This window comes from Variovorax sp. Varisp53, assembly GCF_059491555.1.
In genome coordinates this window covers 2,272,904-2,291,443 of sequence record NZ_CP168512.1, presented here as the reverse complement: position 1 = coordinate 2,291,443, position 18,540 = coordinate 2,272,904, and the positions used below count along the sequence as shown (strand labels likewise).

The 18,540-nt window shown below is 68.4% G+C and carries 16 protein-coding genes and 1 pseudogene; 6 read left to right on the top strand and 11 right to left on the bottom strand.

Annotated elements, in window-relative coordinates:
• Positions 1–308 precede the first annotated feature (308 nt).
• Positions 309–1,181, top strand: a complete 873-nt coding sequence (locus ACEOAB_RS10610) for an SDR family oxidoreductase (RefSeq protein WP_413749056.1) — start codon at positions 309–311, stop codon at positions 1,179–1,181.
• 76 nt (positions 1,182–1,257) lie between these two features.
• On the opposite strand, the gene ACEOAB_RS10605 is transcribed toward ACEOAB_RS10610, so the two are convergent.
• The 3 genes from ACEOAB_RS10605 to ACEOAB_RS10595 form a co-directional block, all read right to left on the bottom strand.
• Positions 1,258–1,758, bottom strand: a complete 501-nt coding sequence (locus ACEOAB_RS10605; protein ID WP_413749057.1) for a ferritin-like domain-containing protein — start codon at positions 1,756–1,758, stop codon at positions 1,258–1,260.
• A gap of 179 nt (positions 1,759–1,937) precedes the next feature.
• Positions 1,938–3,065, bottom strand: a complete 1,128-nt coding sequence (locus tag ACEOAB_RS10600; protein WP_495653705.1) for a CgeB family protein — start codon at positions 3,063–3,065, stop codon at positions 1,938–1,940.
• Positions 3,066–3,139: 74 nt separating this feature from the next.
• Positions 3,140–3,391: a hypothetical protein gene (locus ACEOAB_RS10595; protein ID WP_495653704.1), complete on the bottom strand. Its 252-nt coding sequence runs from the start codon at positions 3,389–3,391 to the stop codon at positions 3,140–3,142.
• 385 nt (positions 3,392–3,776) lie between these two features.
• Here ACEOAB_RS10595 and ACEOAB_RS10590 point away from each other — a divergent pair, with 385 nt between their 5' ends.
• From ACEOAB_RS10590 to ACEOAB_RS10580, 3 genes are all read left to right on the top strand, one after another.
• Entirely contained in the window at positions 3,777–4,244 is a 468-nt protein-coding gene (locus ACEOAB_RS10590; protein WP_413749060.1) for a low affinity iron permease family protein, read from the top strand.
• 111 nt (positions 4,245–4,355) lie between these two features.
• Positions 4,356–5,438, top strand: a complete 1,083-nt coding sequence (locus ACEOAB_RS10585; protein WP_413749065.1) for a glycosyltransferase family 4 protein — start codon at positions 4,356–4,358, stop codon at positions 5,436–5,438.
• Between the two features lie 3 nt (positions 5,439–5,441).
• Complete coding sequence (locus ACEOAB_RS10580; RefSeq protein WP_413749061.1) at positions 5,442–7,592, top strand: amylo-alpha-1,6-glucosidase; 2,151 nt, start codon at positions 5,442–5,444, stop codon at positions 7,590–7,592.
• Between the two features lie 16 nt (positions 7,593–7,608).
• Here the strand turns inward: ACEOAB_RS10580 and ACEOAB_RS10575 are convergent, their stop codons facing one another.
• The 6 genes from ACEOAB_RS10575 to ACEOAB_RS10550 all read right to left on the bottom strand — a co-directional run bounded on the left by ACEOAB_RS10575 (position 7,609) and on the right by ACEOAB_RS10550 (position 14,307).
• Positions 7,609–11,757 carry a CheR family methyltransferase gene (locus tag ACEOAB_RS10575; RefSeq protein ID WP_413749062.1) on the bottom strand — a complete coding sequence of 1,383 codons (4,149 nt, stop codon included), beginning with the start codon at positions 11,755–11,757 and terminating at the stop codon, positions 7,609–7,611.
• 122 nt (positions 11,758–11,879) lie between these two features.
• Complete coding sequence (locus tag ACEOAB_RS10570; RefSeq protein ID WP_056599792.1) at positions 11,880–12,287, bottom strand: Hsp20/alpha crystallin family protein; 408 nt, start codon at positions 12,285–12,287, stop codon at positions 11,880–11,882.
• Positions 12,288–12,332: 45 nt separating this feature from the next.
• On the bottom strand, positions 12,333–12,770 hold the full coding sequence (locus ACEOAB_RS10565) for an Hsp20/alpha crystallin family protein (protein WP_007832946.1): 438 nt from the start codon (positions 12,768–12,770) through the stop codon (positions 12,333–12,335).
• A gap of 71 nt (positions 12,771–12,841) precedes the next feature.
• Complete coding sequence (locus ACEOAB_RS10560; RefSeq protein ID WP_413749063.1) at positions 12,842–13,177, bottom strand: hypothetical protein; 336 nt, start codon at positions 13,175–13,177, stop codon at positions 12,842–12,844.
• Positions 13,178–13,321: 144 nt separating this feature from the next.
• Positions 13,322–13,990 (bottom strand): phosphoribosyltransferase, encoded by a 669-nt coding sequence (locus ACEOAB_RS10555; protein WP_495653703.1) that lies wholly within the window; start codon positions 13,988–13,990, stop codon positions 13,322–13,324.
• 14 nt (positions 13,991–14,004) lie between these two features.
• Entirely contained in the window at positions 14,005–14,307 is a 303-nt protein-coding gene (locus ACEOAB_RS10550; RefSeq protein WP_495653702.1) for a hypothetical protein, read from the bottom strand.
• Between the two features lie 243 nt (positions 14,308–14,550).
• On the opposite strand from ACEOAB_RS10550, the gene ACEOAB_RS10545 reads away from it, so the two are divergent.
• Positions 14,551–14,700 (top strand): hypothetical protein, encoded by a 150-nt coding sequence (locus ACEOAB_RS10545; protein ID WP_157610325.1) that lies wholly within the window; start codon positions 14,551–14,553, stop codon positions 14,698–14,700.
• A 55-nt stretch (positions 14,701–14,755) separates the two neighbouring features.
• Here ACEOAB_RS10545 and ACEOAB_RS10540 read toward each other — a convergent pair whose 3' ends face one another.
• Both ACEOAB_RS10540 and ACEOAB_RS10535 read right to left on the bottom strand, forming a co-directional pair.
• Positions 14,756–16,669: a PAS domain-containing hybrid sensor histidine kinase/response regulator gene (locus ACEOAB_RS10540; RefSeq protein WP_413750033.1), complete on the bottom strand. Its 1,914-nt coding sequence runs from the start codon at positions 16,667–16,669 to the stop codon at positions 14,756–14,758.
• A gap of 83 nt (positions 16,670–16,752) precedes the next feature.
• On the bottom strand, positions 16,753–17,532 hold the full coding sequence (locus tag ACEOAB_RS10535) for a metallophosphoesterase family protein (RefSeq protein ID WP_056599821.1): 780 nt from the start codon (positions 17,530–17,532) through the stop codon (positions 16,753–16,755).
• 153 nt (positions 17,533–17,685) lie between these two features.
• Here ACEOAB_RS10535 and ACEOAB_RS10530 point away from each other — a divergent pair.
• Positions 17,686–18,198 (top strand): annotated as a pseudogene (locus ACEOAB_RS10530) (nucleotidyltransferase); the annotation flags it as partial.
• Between the last annotated feature and the right edge of the window lie 342 nt (positions 18,199–18,540).

The window sequence follows — 18,540 nt, the reverse complement described above, 5'->3', positions numbered from 1 at the left end:
GAGATCCGTTGCGGCGCGCAACGGGCGGGGCCCGGGCTCCCGGGGTGCATCGGTCGGCGCGCTTCCTGGTGCACTTCCGGAAATCGGCCATCGCGAGCGCCGGTCGTCCGGGCCAAGCCAAGGTTCGGCGCGCGCCGCGCGCGCCATGTCGGACAGATGCGGACGCAGCGGTCGGCTGCCGTCGAAAAACGGGCTCGCGCAGTTGCCGGTTGCCGGCTCCTTCGCCTGCATCGAAAAAGCGCAGCGCTCCTACATTCTTGCGACACGGGCGGATGAAGAACACCCCTTTCACCTCGAAAGGAACGCACATGACCGACCCACGCAAGGCGGCGCCGCGCCCGCCGTTTTCCACCCCCGAACAGCAGCCGCCCGGACTCCAGTCCCGCATGGACCCGCCGCCAGACTCCGGCGAGAACTCGTACGTGGGAAGCGGCAAGCTGCAGGGCAAGGCCGCGCTGATCACGGGCGGCGACAGCGGCATCGGGCGCGCCGTCGCGCTCGCCTTTGCGCGCGAGGGCGCCGACGTGCTCATCTCCTACTTGGCCGAAGAAGAGGAAGATGCGCGCGTCACTGCCCAATGGGTCGAGCGCGCGGGGCGCAGCTGCGTCTGCGTGGCGGGCGACATCCGCGAGGAAGCGCACTGCCGGCGGCTCGTGGACACGGCCATCGAACGCTTCGGCAAGCTCGACGTGCTCGTGAACAACGCGGCATTCCAGATGAGCCACAAGTCGCTGGACGAGATCTCCGAGGAAGAGTTCGACCGGACCTTCCGCACCAACGTCTACGCCACCTTCTTCCTCAGCAAGGCAGCGGCCGCGCACATGAAGCCGGGCAGCTCGATCATCAGCACGGCCTCGGTCAACGCCGACAAGCCCAACGCGACCCTCGTGGCCTACGCGGCCACGAAGGGCGCGATCCAGAACATGTCCGGGGGCATGGCGCAACTGCTCGCCGAAAAAGGCATCCGGGTGAACTGCGTGGCGCCCGGTCCATTCTGGACGCCGCTCATTCCTTCCACGATGCCGCCCGACAAGGTCAGGGAATTCGGCAGCCAGACGCCGCTGAAGCGACCCGGCCAGCCGGCCGAGCTGCAGGCCGTGTACGTGCTTCTCGCCTCGGACCAGGCAAGCTACATCTCAGGCGCCACCATTCCGGTGACGGGCGGGGTGCCCTTCATCTGAGGCGCGGCGCGAAGGCCGCCTGCCGGTCTGCCGCATGCGCGCAGCAGGCCGGGGCGGCTCTTCGCATGACTGCAGCTCAGGCCTTGGCACTGCGCATCTGGTCGCGCAGGGACTTGATCTGGTCGTGGTTGCGCTTGGCGCCGTCGGCCTGGCGCTGCACCACGGCACGCACGTCCGCCGGGAGTTCCTGCTTGAGTGCCTTGCGATAGCGCGCGACCGCCGCGTCCTCGCCGCGTTCGCATTCCTCCAGCATGGACAGCGGGCTGTCCGCGCCGACCTTGCCCTTCACGTGCACCCAGCCGCGGTGCATGGCGCCGGCGACCGTGCCGCCGTCATCGACTTCGCCTCCGTACTGCCGGATGAGCCCCGCCAGTTCCGATGCAGCGCTGGCGCACTGGGCGGCGCGCTCACGGAACACCTGCTTCAGTTGCGCCGAGTCGACCTCTTCCGCGCAGGCGCGGAAGCCGTACTCGCCGTCGCGCGTGTTTTCCAGGAGATCGTCGAGCACGTCCACGACCTGGTCGTTGGGAATGACGCTGGTGGTGGTGCCGTTGGTTGTGTGGGTGTAGCTGGTCATGAAATCGCTCCATGCAAATGCCGGGCAGCCGTACCCCGGCGGGGTTGAAGAAAAGGAAAAGGAAGAACTGCAATGAAGCTTCATCGTGTGCCGCTCGCGTGCGGCTCGTGTCGTCTACACCCGATGGCGGCTGTAAGCCTTCTCCGAGGCGCAGCATCCCGCGCGCGGAAACCGCCGCTTCATGCAACCAGCCTCCCCGCGGAAATGGAGAAGTCGCCCGGATCGAGTTGCGCGAGGATGGCGAACAGCTCGTCCACGCGGTGCGCGCAGGTGTGGCGGGCGAGCACCGTGGCAAGGCCGTGCTGCGCCAGCGAATCGGCGAATTCGCGGTCCCCGAGCACGTCGCGCAGATGGTGGCGCATTGCGGTGCCGTCGTTCGCGACGAGGAAATCGCGGCCCGGCGTGAACAGCGCCTCGGTGTCGTGCCAGGGCGCGCTCACCAGTGGAATGCCGCACGCCAGCGCCTCGAACATGCGGATGGTGGGAACGCCGCGCAGCGCTTCCACGTGGGGCCGGTGCGGCAAGTGCACCGTCATCCGGTGGCGCGCGAACACGAGCGGCACCTTGTAGTTGGCGATCCATCCACCGTACTCGATGCCGGCCCCGCTCAGGCGGTCGATCGCGGGATCGGGGTAGCGCACGCCATACACCAGGGCCTTCAGCCCGAGGTCGCGCACCGGTCCGAGCAGGAATTCGTCGAGCTCGGCCACGCGCGCGTCGTCGCCCCAGTTGCCGACCCACACCAGGTCGCCGGTGCGCGCCACCTCGGGGCGTGGATGAAAACGCCGCACGTCCGCGGCCTCGTGCCACGTCCACGCATCGCGTGCCCAGCCCTTGCTGCGGTACAGGTCGCGAGTCACGTCGCCGCAGGCCAGCGCGCCGTCGTAGTGGGTGAGGTCGTAGGCGGCCATGGATTTTTCGTCCGTCACCGCGCGGTGATGCGTGTCGTGGAACAGCAGGCGATAACGGCCGCCGTCGCGCCGGTGCAGGCCGATGCGGCGCACCAGCGCAGGCTCGTTCCATTCGTGCACGAGCACGACGTCCGCACCGTCGAGCACGGCATCGAGGTCGAGCGTCGCGCGGTCGTACGGCGTGCTTTGCAGTTCCGGGTAGGCGCGCGCGAAGCCTTCCACAGGCCTGCGGCCGTGTGCGGCCTCGAGGTTGGCCCGGCTCCAGCCGCGGCGCGGTTCGTACACGGCCACTTCGTGGCCTCGTGCGACAAGCTCGCTGCAGATGCCGCGCAAGAAGTGAGCATTGCCATGGTTCCAATCGGAAACGAGTGAATGGCAGAACATCACGAAGCGCATGAAATCTCCCTGTTTTGCTGTTTGCTGTTGGACGGCAAGGTGGAAGCAACGGGATCGACGGACCCCGGCCTCCCTCAGTGCCTGCGCCGCGCCGCGAGATAGCCCGCCGCGGCGGCCAGTGCCAGGGCGCCTCCCGCCACGACGATGCCCGCTGCCAGCCCCGGAATCTCCGGGCGGGGCGGCGTGCGTTGCGCGGTGGCGCGCGCCGGTGCGGGCGCCGCGGACACCGGCATCGACTTCGACACGCTCACCGACACCGGATCGCTCGCCGGGAACGACTCTTCGATGCCGTGGTCGATCGCGTCCTCGTGTGGCATCTCGGTCACGGCCCGGGCAGGCGACGTCCCGTCGCTGTGCGCGGGTGGAGCGGAGTGATCCTCCGACGTGGGGAAGCGGAAGGCGCGGTCCTCGTCCGGGGTGCTGCTGGTAGTGGGGGTGCTCATGGAAGGACTCCTGGATATGGTTCGGCTTCGGATCAGACTGCCGGTCTATCCAAGCACCGCAGGGCCGTGTGTGGGAGCCCGGGGGCAGCGCCTGTAGGAGCGGCGGACTAGGGCCGGCCGCACGGGCGCGACGGGAAAAAAAGCCCTGCCGGTATGGGTGCGCTCCGACGCAAAGACGGGATTCCGGGACGCGGTGGCCGTCGCTTCCGGACGACGCCTCCACGGGGCCGGCGCAACCAGCATCAGGGCCCCCAGGAGGAATACGCCCATGGACCGACTTTTCGCTTCGTTCGCCAACCAGGTCGCGCGCATCGCGGGAAGCCCGACGACCTTCCTGCTCTGCGTTGCGGTGGTGGTGGTGTGGGCCGCCACGGGGCCCATGTTCGGCTTCTCGGAGACCTGGCAGCTGATCATCAATACCGGTACGACGATCGTGACGTTCCTGATGGTGTTCCTGATCCAGAACACCCAGAACCGCGACGGCCTGGCGCTGCAGACCAAGCTCGACGAACTCATCCGCTCGTCCGACGCGCAGGACGAATTCATGGGCATCGAGAAGCTCACCGACAAGGAACTCGTCGTGCTGCACCAGAAGTGCGAGGCGGCTGCGAGACAGAGCCAGGCCACGCTGGATCGCGCGCTCGCCGAACGCCGCAGGCGCGGCCACGTGGGCGTGCCCAAAGGCGAGCGCCAGGAGCAGCCCGAAGGCCGGCATCGCGGCATGGGCGGACCTTGAATTCGAGCGGCCGAGACCGAATAATGGGCCGCAGGCCCTGCCCCTGCAGCCCGCATTCGTATCCGCCGCGCTCCTTGTTCATTCATCCCTTTCGAGGAGATCGTCTTGACAATGAAGATCGCGCAGATTGCGCCACTGTACGAAGCCGTTCCGCCCAGGTTTTATGGCGGCACCGAAAGAGTCGTCGCGCACCTTGCCAATGCGCTGGCGGACCTCGGCCACGAGGTCACGCTGTTCGCCTGCGCCGATGCGCGCAGCCGCGCGAAGGTGGTGCCAATGCGCGCCCGGGCACTGCGGCTGGACCCCGCGCCGCTGAAGTCGGACCTGGCCAGCCACCTGACCATGCTCCACGAGGTTCGGCGCCGCGCCGGCGAGTTCGACGTGCTTCATTTCCACGTCGACCTGGTGCACTTCCCCTTCTTCGAGGACATGGCCGAGCGCACGCTGACCACGCTGCACGGGCGGCTCGACATCGCCGACCTGCCCGAGGCCTACATGCGCTGGAACAGGTATCCGCTGGCATCGATCTCGCGCCACCAGCGCCGCCCCCTGCCCTTCGCCAACTGGCTCGCGAACGTGCCGCACGGGATCGATGAATCGGCCTACGCATTCGGACAGGGCACGGGCGGCTACCTGGCGTTCCTCGGCCGCATCTCGCCCGAGAAACGGCCGGACCGCGCCATCTCGATCGCCAGGAAGGCGGGCCTGCCGCTGCGCATCGCCGCCAAGGTGGACCCCGCCGACCGGCACTATTTCGAGCAGGAGATCCGCCACCTGCTCGGAGACCCGCTGGTCGAGTTCATCGGCGAGATCGGCGACGAGGACAAGGCCGCCTTCCTCGGCGGCGCGCGGGCGCTGCTGTTTCCCATCGACTGGCCGGAGCCCTTCGGGCTGGTAATGATCGAAGCCATGGCCTGCGGCACGCCGGTGATCGGCTGGCGCTGCGGATCGGTGCCCGAGATCGTCGAGGACGGCGTGAGCGGCGTGATCGTCGAGAGCGAGGCGCAGGCCGTCGCGGCGGTGCACGAGATCGACCGGCTTGACCGCCGCCTCGTGCGGCAGGCCTTCGACAGCCGCTTCTCCGCGCGCGCCATGGCAACTGCCTACCTGGAACTCTATGCGCGCCTCGCGGGCGGCGGCAGCCCCATGCCGGAGAAGCAGCCGCCGCTGCCGGTTCTCCAGAAAGCAGCCTGAGACATGAGCACCGATGCAGAAGCCACTGCCGCCGACCAGGCCGAGCCGGCCACCGAGCGCGCCGTGCAGCAGGCCTTCGTCCTGAAGGAAGGCGACACCTATTTCGTGATGGACGCGCTAGGCGACGTGGGCGGAGGCGTCGACGGCCTGTTCCACAACGACACGCGCATGCTCTCGACCTTCACGCTGAGCCTCGACGCGCAGCGGCCATCGCTGCTTTCCAGCGGTGTGAGCCAGGACAACGTGTTCTTCGTCGCGAACCTCACGAACCATCCGCTGCCCGTGCTCGGCTCGACGTCGATGCCGCAGGGCGTGATCCACCTGGAGCGCAAGCGCTTCCTGTGGAACGCCCGCCTCTTCGAACGCATCCGGCTCGTGAACTACGGCGAGCAGGCGGCCCAGGTGCCGCTGGGCCTGCGCTTCGGTGCCGACTTCCGCGACATGTTCGAGGTGCGCGGGCAGCGCCGTGCCCGGCGCGGCGACTTCGACGCCCCCGAAGTGCGCCCCGACGGCGCGACGCTTCGCTATCGCGGGCTCGACACCCTCCTGCGCAGCGCCTGCGTCGACTTCTCCATGATCCCGCGCAGCATGGACGCCGGCAGCGCCGAATTCGATGTGCGGCTCGCCGCGCATGGCGAATGGACCTTGCATGTCGAAGTGGGGGAGCAGCCCGCGCGGCCGACGCCGCAGCGCTTTCGCGAAGCCTGCACGCTCGCACGGTGGCGCATGCGCGCGCGGCAGCGCAGGGGCGCCCGCCTGCAGAGTTCGGGGCGCCTGTTCCAGGCATGGCTGGAGCGCTCGCGCGCCGACCTGGCGCTGCTGACCACCGACCTGCCCACCGGGCCCTATCCGTACGCCGGCATCCCCTGGTTCTCCACGCCTTTCGGTCGCGACGCGATCGTGACCTCGTTCCAGACGCTGTGGATCGATCCGCGGCTGGCCGAGGGCGTGCTCACCTTCCTGGCGGCGAGACAGGCGCGCCAGACCTCCACCTTCCGCGACTCCGAGCCGGGGAAGATCATGCACGAGACCCGCAAGGGCGAAATGGCCGCCGTGGACGAGCTGCCCTTCGGCGAGTACTACGGCGGGGTCGACACCACGCCGCTGTTCGTGGCGCTCGCGGGCGCCTATGCGCGCCGCACCGGCGACCACGCCGCCATCGGGCGCATCTGGCCCTCGCTGTGCGCCGCCTGCGACTGGATGGAGCGCAACATGGCGCGCCACCCCGAGGGGCTGCTGGCCTACCAGCGCGGCGAGGCCAGCGGCCTCGTCAACCAGGGCTGGAAGGACAGCCACGATTCAATCTTCCACGCCGACGGGCGCACGCCCATGGGGCCCATCGCGCTGGTCGAGGTGCAGGGCTACGCGTACGACGCGTTCCTTGCGATGTCGACGATGGCCGAATGGCGCGGCGACGCGGCCGCGGTGCGCTGGCGCCGGCGCGCCGAGGCGGTGCTCGAGGCGGTCGAGAGATGCTTCTGGCTCGAGGACCAGCAGTTCTATGCACTGGCCGTCGACGGCCTGGGGATGCCCTGCCGCGTGCGCGCCTCCAACGCCGGCCATCTGCTGTTCTTCGGCCTACCGGACCAGGACCGTGCCGCGGCGGTGGGGCGGCAGCTGATGTCGTCCTCGTTCACCTCCGGATGGGGCGTTCGCACGCTGTCCACGGAGGCCGTGCGCTTCAATCCCATGTCGTACCACAACGGCTCGGTGTGGCCGCACGACACCGCCCTGTGCGCGGCCGGCCTGGCGCGGTACGGCGAACGCGAGGGCGTGATGCGCATCCTCGACGAGCTCTTCGAGTCCGCCGCGCATTTCGGCATGCGCCTGCCGGAACTCTTCTGCGGCTTCGACCGCCAGCCCGGCCAGGCCCCCGTGGCCTACCCGGTCGCATGCCTGCCGCAGGCGTGGGCGGCGGGTTCGGCGTTCATGCTGGTCCAGGCCTGCCTGGGCGTGGAGATCGACGGCATCCGCAACAAGGTGCGCATCGTGCAGCCGCGCCTGCCGGCGAACATCGAGCAGTTGCGCGTGGAGCGGCTGAAGGTCGGCCAGGGCCTTGTGGACCTGAGGTTCCAGCGCATCGGCAACCGCATCGTGGTTTCGGCGGAATCGCCGCCGCGCGGCCCGCACGTGGAGGTGGAGCTTTGCCTCTGACGCCCGCGACGGGTGTCTAGAGCCCGCCGACGATGGTTTTCAGCTCGTCGATCGACGCCGGTTTCGGCAGGTGCGCATTGAAGCCCGCCTCGAGCGCGCGGCGCACATCCGCGCGCCGGCCCAGGCCCGACATCGCGATCGAGCGCAGCTCGCGCGTTGCGGGCCGGCGGCGCACCTCCGCGATGAGCTGGAAGCCATCCATCTGCGGCATCCCGAGGTCGGACACCAGCAGGTCGTAGGTGTTCTTCTCGAGCAGGTCCAGCGCTTCCCTGGCGCTCTCCGCGACGTCGACGGTTGCGCCTTCCAGCCGCAACACCTCCGCGAACGGAATCAGCGCGTCGGCGTAGTCGTCCACCGCCAGCACGCGCCAACCTTTGAAATCGACCCCGGCCTGCGCCTGTGCCTGCGTTGCCGCTTGCTCGGCGCCCTTGCCTTCGAGCGGAAGCCATACACTGAACTCGCACCCTTTCCCGATGCCGGCCGAGAACGCCTTGACCCGCCCCTGGTGGGCATGCGCGAGTTCCTGCACCAGGGCCAGGCCGATGCCCATCCCGGCGTTGGACGGCGCCGCCTCGTCGACGGCCTGGTTGAACATGCCGAACACATGCGGCAGGAACTCGCCGGAGATGCCGCAGCCGCTGTCCGTCACGGTGAGCCTCGCGAATTCGCCCTCGGCCTCCACGCGGGCACAGATGCGCCCGCCCGCGGGCGTGAACTTGACGGCGTTGCTCAGCAGGTTCCAGGCGATCTGCTCCACGCGCACCCGGTCGCCATGGCACTCGATGCCCGGCTCGCAGTGCGTCTCCAGCACCAGCTTCTTCTCGGGCGCGGCTGCAACGGCGGCATTCGCGGCAGCCTGCACGATCTCGCCCAGGTCGACGCGCACCCGGTTCAGCCGCAACTTGCCGGTGCGGATGCGCGAGAGGTCCAGCAGGTCGTTGATGATGCGGGTCTGGCTGCCGACGGCGCGCTTGATGGTCTCGCTCACCCGCCGGACCTTGGCGCTTTCCGTGGCCACCGGCAGGTGCAGCAGCAGTTCCGCGTTCATCTGGATCAGGTTGAGCGGCTGCTTCAGCTCGTGCGACATCACCGCGAGGAACCTGTCCTTCAGCTCGTTGGCCATCTGTGCGTTCAGGCTCGCCTTTTTTTCCTTGACCAGCAGATGGTCCAGCGCAAGCTCATGCCGCTTGGTGCCGGTCATGTCCCGCGCGATCTTGGCGAAGCCGCCTCCCGCCCTGTCGTCCAGCAGCGTCATCACGCCGCTGCAGAAGAAGCGCGTGCCGTCCTTGCGCTGGTGCCAGCGCTCGTCTTCGGCGCGGCCGGACTGCGCCGCGTTGCGCATTTCCGCTTCGGGTACGCCGTGCGCGCGGTCCTCGGGTGTGAAGATGGTCGCGATCGGGCTGCCGATCATCTCTGCCTCGCCGTAGCCGAAGATGCGCTCGGCGCCGAGATTCCAGCTGGTGACGATGCCCTGCGGGTCGGCGGTGATGATGGCGAAGTCGCTCGTCGTCGCGGCCGCCCGTCGCAGCCGCTCCTCGCCCGCACGCACGCGCTCTTCCGCGGTCCGCAATTCGGTGATGTCGAAGAAGTTGAGGATGGCCCCCTCGATCCGGTCCTCGGCCGTCCGGTATGGAAGGATGCGCGCGAGGAAATGCCGCCCGTCGGCGCTCTTCACGTGGCGCTCGCTCGCGCGCAATTCCCTGAAGGCCAACGCCGTGTCCTCCGCCAGCTCGGGGTAGTCGAGCCGGGTCGTGATGTCGAACAGCGAGCGCCCCAGGTCCGAGGGAATCAGGTTGAAGAGGTTGCTCGCATGCGGCGTGTAGCGCTTGATGTGCATGCTCCGGTCGACGAACACGGTGGCGATCTCGGCCGAGGCGATCAGGTTCTGCAGGTCGTCGTTGATGTGCTCCCATTCCTCGACCTTGACCTTGAGTTCGAAGTTGACGGTCACCAGCTCCTCGTTCATCGACTGGAGCTCTTCCTTGCTCGTCTCCAGTTCTTCGCTGGCCGAACGCAGTTCCTCGTTGATGGCCTGCAGCTCCTCGTTCGAGGCCTTCAGTTCCTCGGTCGAGGTCTCGGAGCTCTCGATGGTGTCCTGCAGGTGGAGTTTGAGCTGCCTGATTTCCTCCTCGAGCTGGGCGATCAACTGTTCGCGCGCGGCATCGGGCGGTGCGCCATCGTCCGGCCGCGTGCTCTCCTCGGTCTCGTCGAAGACCACGAGGATCAGCTGCCTGCTCCCCGGCTCCTGCTGCACCGGTCGCACGGTGATGTTCAGGAACACCTGCCGGCCGTCTTCCTGGCGCAAAACGAGCCGCGCCTCGACGCTGCGCGACGACTGCGCCGACTTGAACAGCGCAGTGCGCAGTTCGAGCCGGATGTCCGGGCGCACGTTGTTCAGCAGGTTGTCCGAGGGCTCGCCGCTCGCGCGCTCGAGGAAGCGCCCGGCGCCGTTGGACAGATGAAGCACGTTGTGGTCGCCGTCGATCAGCACGCTGGGCGGCGAGAACTGCTCCAGCGCGCGCTGGTGCAGCTCGGCGAGGCTGGGCCGTTCGCCGCCGTTGCGCCTGGATGCGCGCAGTGCCTGCATGACGGGGCCGGTCGGCAGCGCGGGCGGTGCCTCGCTGATCACCGGCACGTGCCGTGCGGGCAGAAGCTCGGGGTTGACCTGGAAGATGCGGTGGCGCTTGTCGACGGCGGTGAACAGGTTCGCGGCCGCGTCGGTCGACTCGGAGGTGCCGAGGAACAGGAAGCCGCCCGGCTTGAGCGCGATGCGGAACATCCCGAGCACGCGGGCCTGGGCGTCGCGATCGAGATAGATCAGCAGGTTGCGGCAGCAGATCATGTCGAGCCGGGAGAACGGCGGATCGCTCAGCAGGTTGTGCTGCGCGAAGAGCACCGGCTCGCGCACCGAGGCCGACACGCGGAACTGGTCGCGGTCCTTCAGGAAGTACTGCCGCAGCCGGCCAGGCACGATGTCTGCCGCGATGCCTTGCGCATACACGCCCTTGCGGGCCGTGGCGATGGCGCGCTCGTCGACGTCGGTTGCGAAGACCTGGATGTCCAGCGGCTTCGACAACCGGTCGGCGTGCTCGCGCAGCAGCATGCTGATGGAGTACGCCTCCTCCCCGGTCGCGCATCCCGCCACCCAGACCCGCAGCTGCTCGCCCGGTTGCTTGCGCTCCACCAGCGGCCCGATGACCTCCCCGGACAATGCCTCGAAGGCGTCGCGGTCCCGGAAGAAGTTGGTCACGCTGATCAGCATGTCCTGCAACAGCGGCGCGGCCTCCTCCGGATGCTCCCGGAGGAAGTCGCGGTAGGCCGGCAGGTCGGCCAGCCGGTTCACCTGCAGCCGGCGCTCGATGCGGCGCAGCACCGTGGCGCGCTTGTAGTGGAGGAAGTCGTGCCGCGTGTAGGTCTTCAGCAGCGCCATGACCTCCTGCAGCGCCTTCTCGGCGAACAGCGACGAGGCAGGGCCTTCCGGCTCCTCCACCAAAGCGCCCACCTCGGACGCGTGCGGAAGTTGGATGTGGCGCGCGTTGCGCCATACATCGACCAGCCGCTCGCCCATCTGGTCGGCCGGAAGCACGAAGTCGACCATGCCGGTGGCGATGGCGGCCAGCGGCATTCCACCGTAGGTCGCGTCCTCCGGCGACTGGGCCATGGTCAGGCCCGCGTGCTCCTTGATTCGGGTGAGCCCGACCGCGCCGTCGCTGCCGGTGCCCGACAGGACGATGCTGACCGCGCGCTCGCGGTGCACCTGCGCCAGCGTGCGGAAGAAGACGTCCGCCGCGGTTGCGCGTCCATAGGGCCGCTCGCTCTGCGTGACCTGCAGGTTGCCGCCGTTCATCGTCAGTTCGACGCCGGGCGGAATCACGTAGATGTGATCGACCTCGATCGGCATCGTGCCGGCCGCCTGGGCCACAGGCAGGGCCGTCGTGCGCTGCAGGATCGCGGGGGCGCTGCTTTCATGGTCCGGCGACAGGTGCAGGATCACCACGAAGGCCATGCCCGGCCGCTCCGGCATGTGCTCGAAGAAGCGCATCAGCGCCTCCATTCCGCCGGCCGACCCGGCAAGGCCGACGACAGGGAAGCTCAGCGAACTTGGCGCCAGCGTCGCGGGCTCGGAGGAAGGCGCAGGGGCACCGGAGGTCTGGGAATCGGGCATTCGGGCTCGCAGAGAAAGTGCGGCATTCGGGAGCAACGATTTTGCGCCCAAGTCCGGCAACCCCGGTACGAACATTCCCTGCGCGGCGCCCGCCGTGGGGAGCGGGGGCGCCGTGCAAGCTCTCAGGCGGCCTGGATCTCGATGCGCCGCGCCTTCGCGTGCGCAGCCTTCGGAATCCGCAGCCGCAGCACGCCCTGCGCCAGTTCGGCGGTGACGTTCTGGGTGTCAAGCTCCTTGCTCAGCGTGAACACCCGCCTGAACCTCGCGAGGCCCACCTCCGTGTGGCTGGAGTTGAGCCCCTCGGGCGTTGTCAGGCTGGACTCGGCTTCGATGGTCAGCGTCGCGGCTTCCACGTGGAGGTTCAGCTTGTCGCGGGTCACGCCGGGCAGGTCGGCATAGAGCGTGATGCCGCCGCTGTCCTCGATCACGTCGACGGCTGGCGTCAGCGCGGCCTCGGCATGGCGAGACGAATCCCTCCGTGCGAGTTCGCCCTGTTCGGCGGCCGACGAGGTCTGGAGATCGCGTTTCATGATGTAGCTCCTTTCGTTCGGTTCGTTCGGGGTTCCTCCGGCTCGCTACTGGATGGCGATCCGGCGCGGCTGCGCGGACGCGCGCCGCTGGACGGTGATGTGCAGCACGCCATCGCTCATGCGGGCATTCACGGCGTCGGGGTCGGCGTCTTCCGGCAGCGTCATGACGCGGCGGAATGCGCCCTCGAAGCGCTCGTTGATGTGCACCGCGGCCTTGTCGCCTTCCTCGGGGAGCGCGCTCTTGCGCTCCCCGGAGATGGTCAGCAGGCCGCGCTCGAGGTTGACCTCGAGCGTAGAGGGGTCCACGCCCGGCGCGAACGCATAGATCTCCAGCGTCTGCGGGGTGCTGCCCACGTTCAGCGCGGGGAAGCCGTTCCAGGCAATGCCGCGGATGGAGGGAGACAGGTCGAAAGCCTGCTGCACGTCGCGCTGCAGGCGGTCCATCTCCGCAAAGATGTCGCGAGGAAACAAGGATCGATACATGGCGAAACCTCCGTAAGAAGTTGAATGCAGAACAACGAAAAACCGGCGGCGTGCGCCCCACGCTCCAGGCGCTACTGGAGCCTGCTCGATTCGCGGTGGGGCGGGGGCGGCGCCGTCGGACCGGCGCGCGCGAGCGTCTTGATTCGCGGCATCCGCAAGCGCCAGCGCGGCGGGCGGGACACCGGATAGTCGAACTTCGCCAGTTCTTCCCGCCCCTTGCTGGTGATGGCGAGCACCTGCGCCGCGGACGGTGTGCCCGCAAGCGCGATGGGGTCGAAAGGCGACGGCACCAGGGCCACCACGAGGCCCGCGGCCCGAAGCAGCCGGACGCTGTCGATGTCCTCCGTCCGGTAGAAGGACACGGGCAGACGGGAGGTGGCGATTTGCCTCAGCAGGTTCATGGTCATTTGAGTGCCTCCTTTTCGGTTTGACCAGGTTCCAACGGAAGTCAACATAGTTTCGCTCGCCAGGATTTCAAGAGGGGAAATCGACAGCCGATCTTCAGTGTCAGTGCGCCGCGTTTTCGCTGTCTCCTTCCTCATGAAGGTCGCTCATGGACGGCCCCACGAAGCCAGGGTGTCGCGCACCTCGTCGTCACTGGGCGGATCGAAGACGCCGTACCACGCGCCCACGGCATGGAAGGGGTCGGGCATGCGCATGCAGACCACCTCGTCCGCACGCGAGCCCATGCGCTCGAGGTCGCTGCGGCCGGCGAACTCGTTCGCCTTCGCGGGCTGCGCCAGCGCCTGGCACGCCATGGCTTCGCCGACCGGCACCGCGGCAACGACTTTCGCCGCGCCGAGCGACCGCGCCGCGATGATCGCGGCGCGCATCGACAGGCCGGTGGCGAGGCCGTCGTCGATCAGGATGACGGTCTTGCCGCCCAGGTCGCAAGGCGCCCGGCCGGCGCGGTAGACGTGTTCGCGGCGCGCCAGTTCCTGCTGCTCGCGTTCGAAGACGAGCGCCAGGTCGGCCCAGGGCTCGCCGGTCACGCGCACGCCGCCCCCGGCGATCGCCCCGGCCGCATATTCCTCGTGGCCGGGAAACCCCAGCTTGCGCACCACCATGATGTCGAGCGGGAGATTCAGTGCCCGCGCGACTTCCGCACCGACAGGCACGCCGCCGCGCGGCAGCGCCAGCACGAGCGCATCCGGCGCATCGCGGTACTGGCCGAGCAGCGCCGCGAGCTGGCGGCCTGCATCGACGCGGTCCCGGAACATGGTCGGCCTCCCGCCTATGAGCGGCCTCGCCGCAAGGCCGGGTCGCTGGGCGAATTGGTCGGTGAAAGCTGTTCGGCCGGCGGCCCGAGCAGGCCGCTGTCGCCGCCCTTGGCGTGCGTGGTGCCGCCGCTGCGCACCTTGTCGCGGCCCGAATAGATCTCGTCGTCGTCGAAGTTCAGCGGTGCGGTGTCGGGGGTGCCGCCGCTTTGCACCGCGCCGCGCGCCGGCGGGTTGTCGTCGTGGGGGCCGATGGCGTCCTGCACAGGGGCGCCGGCCTCGCGGCTTTTCGTGGCTTGGGGCTTGTGCCTCGTTTTCATGATTCGCTCCTTTGCGCAATGGAGACCGGAAACTGGCCTCGAGAGTTCGGGTTTCGACCTTGCGGCGCAGGTCCGCTGTGGGAGCGGCCAGGCAGCGAATGTAGGAGCGTAGGAGCGGCAACCCTGGTCGCGTGCCGCCGCAACTCGCGCTCCCTCAGGGCGAAGTGAACCCGTCCGACAGACGGCCGGCGCCGGCGGCGCAGATTGAATGAGGTCCAGCCAGGTGAAGAAAAGGAGTGCGCAATGATCCGGAAACTCGCTTCGGGCGAATACCGCCTGTATTCCCGCAAGATCGATCCCAAGACCGGCAAGCGCCGCAACCTGGGCACCTTCGCTTCGCAGGAGCAGGCCCGGCAGCACGAGCGCGAAGTCCAGTACTTCAAACGCCACTGAAGAACCTGCGTGTCGCGCAGGGAAACGGCCGGCCAGCCGACGGACTTCGGCCGGTTCAGGTCTTGGCGGCGTAGATCTGGTCGAGCATCGAACCCAGCCGATCGATGTCCACCGGCTTCGTCAGGTGGGCGAAGAAGCCGGCTTCGAAGCTGGTGTCGCGGTCGCTGGGCTGGCCGTAGCCGGTGATGGCGATCAGCGCGGGCGGATCGATCAGGTCGGCGCGCAGGCGCTTGGCAACCTCGTGGCCGGTCATGCCGGGCAGCCCGATGTCCAGCAGCACCACGTCGGGCCGTTTCGCCTTGACGGCCTCGATCGCGGCAAAGCCGTCGTGCGCCACCGAGCACGAGTAGCCCAGCGCTTCCAGCAGCAGTGCCAGGGTTTCCGCCGCATCGCGGTTGTCGTCCACGACCAGCACCAGCTTTTCGCCCTCGCCGCGTTCGGGCGGCCCCGGCATGTCGGGCGTGGGCGCCGTCGGCAGGCGCACCACGAATTCGCTGCCCTCTCCCGTGCGCCCGGTGCTGAACACGCTGACGTAGCCGCCATGAAGCTGCGTCAGCTGCTGCACCAGGCTCAAGCCCAGCCCGAGCCCGCCGCGCGTGCGCGCCAGTTCGTTTTCGCCCTGCACGAAGAGCTCGAAGATCCTCTCGAGATCCTTGCGCGGAATCCCCGGGCCGTTGTCCTTGACGCTGATCTCCGCTTCCGCGGCGTCGGCGGCGTTGGCGCCGAGGCGGATCGCGATGCGCCCGCCGTCGGGAGTGAACTTGGACGCGTTGTGAACCAGATTGCCGATGACCTGGATCAGCCGCGCCCTGTCGCCCGTGACCCAGGGATCGGCCCCGTCGACCTGCAGCTCCAGGAGCTGCGACTTCTGCGCCATGCCAGGGCGCATGGCCTCCACCCCTTCGACGACCACTTCGCGAAGCCGCACCGGCTTGGCTTCCAGGTGGATGCGCCCGCTCGTGATCCGGCCCACGTCCAGCAGGTCGTCGATGAGCCGCGTCATCTGCCTGAGCTGGCGATCGATGATGCCGCGCGTCCTGTTCAGCACCAGCGAGCCCGTCTCCTCGCGCTTGAGAAGCTCCAGCGCGTTGGAGATGGGCGCGAGCGGATTGCGCAGCTCATGGCCCAGCATTGCAAGGAAGGTGGTCATGCGCCTTCCCTCGTCCTCGAGCGTGATGATCCGGCGGCGCTCGGTGAGGTCGCGGGTGACCTTGGCGAATCCCTTGTGCTGCCCTGCGGCGTCGTAGATGGCCGTGATCACCACGCTGGCCCAGAAGCGGGTTCCATCCTTGCGCACGCGCCAGCCTTCGTCCTCGAAGCGGCCCTCGCGCAGCGCGTTGGCCAGTTCCTCGGCGGGCCATCCGCGCGCGGCGACATCGGGCGGATAGAACTTCGAGAAGTGCTGGCCGATGATCTCGTGTGCCTTGTAGCCCTTGTTCTTCTCCGCGCCGAGATTCCAGCTGACCACGTGGCCGCCGGGGTCGAGCATGAAGATCGCGTAGTCCTTCACGCCCTCGACGAGCAGGCGGAACCGTTCCTCGCTGGCGCGCAGCGCATCTTCGTGCTTTCGCCGGTCGCTGTGATCGCGAATGATCTTGGAATACCCGCGCGTGGCGCCGTTGGCGCCTGGCAGGCGGGTGATGACGATGTTGGCCCAGAAGCGCGTGCCGTCCTTGCGCAGGCGCCAGCCCTCGTCCACGAAGCGCCCCCGCTTGCCGGCCTGCGCCAGCTCCTCGTCGGGCAAGCCGCGGGAGAGCATCTCCTGCGGATACAGGACGGAGAAATGGCGCCCCAGGATGTCGGCGTCGTCGTAGCCGCTGAGCTGGCGTGCCCCGGCGTTCCAGCTCACGATGTTGCCGTCCGGGTCCAGCAGGATGATGGCGTGGTCGATGAGGCCGCCGACCATCTGGCGATAGTCGGCATCGGTCAGGGAGGCGACGGACAACCTGGGCTGTTCGCTGTCTTTCATCGGTTCAGCAGGCATGTCTGGCCCCGGCTCGTGGAGTCTTGCAAGTGTGGTCCATTGCACTTGAACAACCCGTGGGAAGATTCCTACTCCGGAGCGGAAGCCGGGGCTTCTTCAGCCGCTTCGCGCGGCAATTCGTACAGGAAGAATGGCGGCACGCCGGGCCGGCTGCGCTGCAGCAGGGGCTTGGCAACGTTGTAGACCGGCACGCCGTTGATGGTGCGCGCCTCGAGCGTGCCCCGGTGCGCGTGGCCGTGGAACACCGCATCCATCGGGTAGCGCAGCAGCGGCTCCTCCAGCCGGCTGCTGCCCAGGAAGGGAAAGATTTCCACCGGCTCGCCCTGCACCGTGCCGGCGATGGGCGCGTAGTGCAGCAGCGCGATGCGGCGCCGCGTGCGCAACTTGGCCAGCGCCGACTCCAGCTTCATCGCCTCGTTCAGCGCCTCCTGCACGAACAGCTTGATCGCCGGCTCGCCCCAGGCGCCCAGCGAGCCGCGCCCGAAGCCGCCGGCAAAGCCCTTCACGCCGGCGATGCCCACGCCCTCGATCTCGCAGGCCGAGCCATCGAGCACGCGGACGCCGGCATGCATCAGCGCGCCGGTCACCGCCTCGGGCGTGCCAGACTCGTAGTCGTGGTTGCCGAGCACGGCGACGATGGGGATGTGGATCGCACCCAGCTCCTCGACGAGAACCCGGGCCTCCTCGGCCGTGCCGTAGTCGGTGAGGTCGCCGCACAGCAGCAGCGCATCGGCTTCGTCGGCGGCCTGGGCGAAGAGGCTGCGCAGCGTGCCGGCGGAGTCCTTCTGGACATGGATGTCGCCGACGGCGGCGAACCGGATGTGGGAGGACGATTTTGGATTGGGCATGACGACGCGGCTCGATGAGGGCGAGCGCCAGAATGGGCCCCGCCGCGGTTCGCCGTCATCGGCCCCATCCCGTAGCGGCTGTAGGCGCTTGCCGACGTTCGATGGGGCCCTTTGCTCCGGGCAGCCGCCTGTGGCCAGTCCTACCTTGCAAGGATGTCGCCCTTCACCGCGCTCGCGCCTTCGCTGGAAGAAGAAGTCGACCCCCGCGTGGCCGATTTCTATCGGCAGACCTTGCGCGCCTTGAACGGTGCGGGCATTCCCTTCCTGGTGGGCGGAACCTTCTCGCACGCGTGCTACACGGGCATCCGCCGCTCGACCAAGGACCTCGACCTGTTCATCCACCGCGAGGATTACGAGCGCATCGCGCAGCTTATGCAGCGGCACGGCTGGCGCACCGAGCTGACCCATCCGCACTGGCTGGCCAAGGTGTACGACGGCCCCGAGTTCATCGACCTGATCTTCAATTCGGGCAACGGCGTGACGCCGGTGGACAAGCGCTGGTTCCGCGGCAACTGCCGCGCCGAGATCCTGGGCGTGCCGGTGCTCATCGCCAACGCGGAGGACAGCCTGCTGTCCAAGGCCTTCATCATGGAGCGCGAGCGCTACGACGGCGGCGACATCGCCCACCTGCTGGAGGCCAATGCGCAGCGGCTTGACTGGGTCAGCCTGCTCGAGCGCTTCGGCCCGCACTGGCGGGTGCTGCTGGCCCACCTCACGCTGTTCGGCTACATCTACCCTGGTCAGCGCCATCACGTTCCGGACTGGGTCATGTCCCGGCTGATGGAGCGCCTGGCCAATGAAATGCACGAGGCGCCGGCCACGCACGAGAACGTATGCGCCGGCACCCTGCTGTCGCGCGAGCAATACCTCCACGACGTGGAGCGGCTGGGCTACGTGGACGGACGCCTCACCGGCGCGAGCAGCATGACGGCCGAGGACGTGGCGTTGTGGACCGCGGACATCCACGCCAGGAAGCCGCATTGCACCGCGGGCGGGCCGTTGCGCCTG

Coding starts and splice junctions, on each gene's coding strand:
- ACEOAB_RS10535 (WP_056599821.1), bottom strand. CDS start 17,532: ATGCCCAATCCAAAATCGTCCTCCCACATCCGGTTCGCCGCCGTCGGC.
- ACEOAB_RS10545 (WP_157610325.1), top strand. CDS start 14,551: ATGATCCGGAAACTCGCTTCGGGCGAATACCGCCTGTATTCCCGCAAG.
- ACEOAB_RS10550 (WP_495653702.1), bottom strand. CDS start 14,307: ATGAAAACGAGGCACAAGCCCCAAGCCACGAAAAGCCGCGAGGCCGGC.
- ACEOAB_RS10605 (WP_413749057.1), bottom strand. CDS start 1,758: ATGACCAGCTACACCCACACAACCAACGGCACCACCACCAGCGTCATT.
- ACEOAB_RS10575 (WP_413749062.1), bottom strand. CDS start 11,757: ATGCCCGATTCCCAGACCTCCGGTGCCCCTGCGCCTTCCTCCGAGCCC.
- ACEOAB_RS10540 (WP_413750033.1), bottom strand. CDS start 16,669: ATGAAAGACAGCGAACAGCCCAGGTTGTCCGTCGCCTCCCTGACCGAT.
- ACEOAB_RS10590 (WP_413749060.1), top strand. CDS start 3,777: ATGGACCGACTTTTCGCTTCGTTCGCCAACCAGGTCGCGCGCATCGCG.
- ACEOAB_RS10565 (WP_007832946.1), bottom strand. CDS start 12,770: ATGTATCGATCCTTGTTTCCTCGCGACATCTTTGCGGAGATGGACCGC.
- ACEOAB_RS10585 (WP_413749065.1), top strand. CDS start 4,356: ATGAAGATCGCGCAGATTGCGCCACTGTACGAAGCCGTTCCGCCCAGG.
- ACEOAB_RS10555 (WP_495653703.1), bottom strand. CDS start 13,990: ATGTTCCGGGACCGCGTCGATGCAGGCCGCCAGCTCGCGGCGCTGCTC.
- ACEOAB_RS10570 (WP_056599792.1), bottom strand. CDS start 12,287: ATGAAACGCGATCTCCAGACCTCGTCGGCCGCCGAACAGGGCGAACTC.
- ACEOAB_RS10610 (WP_413749056.1), top strand. CDS start 309: ATGACCGACCCACGCAAGGCGGCGCCGCGCCCGCCGTTTTCCACCCCC.
- ACEOAB_RS10560 (WP_413749063.1), bottom strand. CDS start 13,177: ATGACCATGAACCTGCTGAGGCAAATCGCCACCTCCCGTCTGCCCGTG.
- ACEOAB_RS10580 (WP_413749061.1), top strand. CDS start 5,442: ATGAGCACCGATGCAGAAGCCACTGCCGCCGACCAGGCCGAGCCGGCC.
- ACEOAB_RS10600 (WP_495653705.1), bottom strand. CDS start 3,065: ATGCGCTTCGTGATGTTCTGCCATTCACTCGTTTCCGATTGGAACCAT.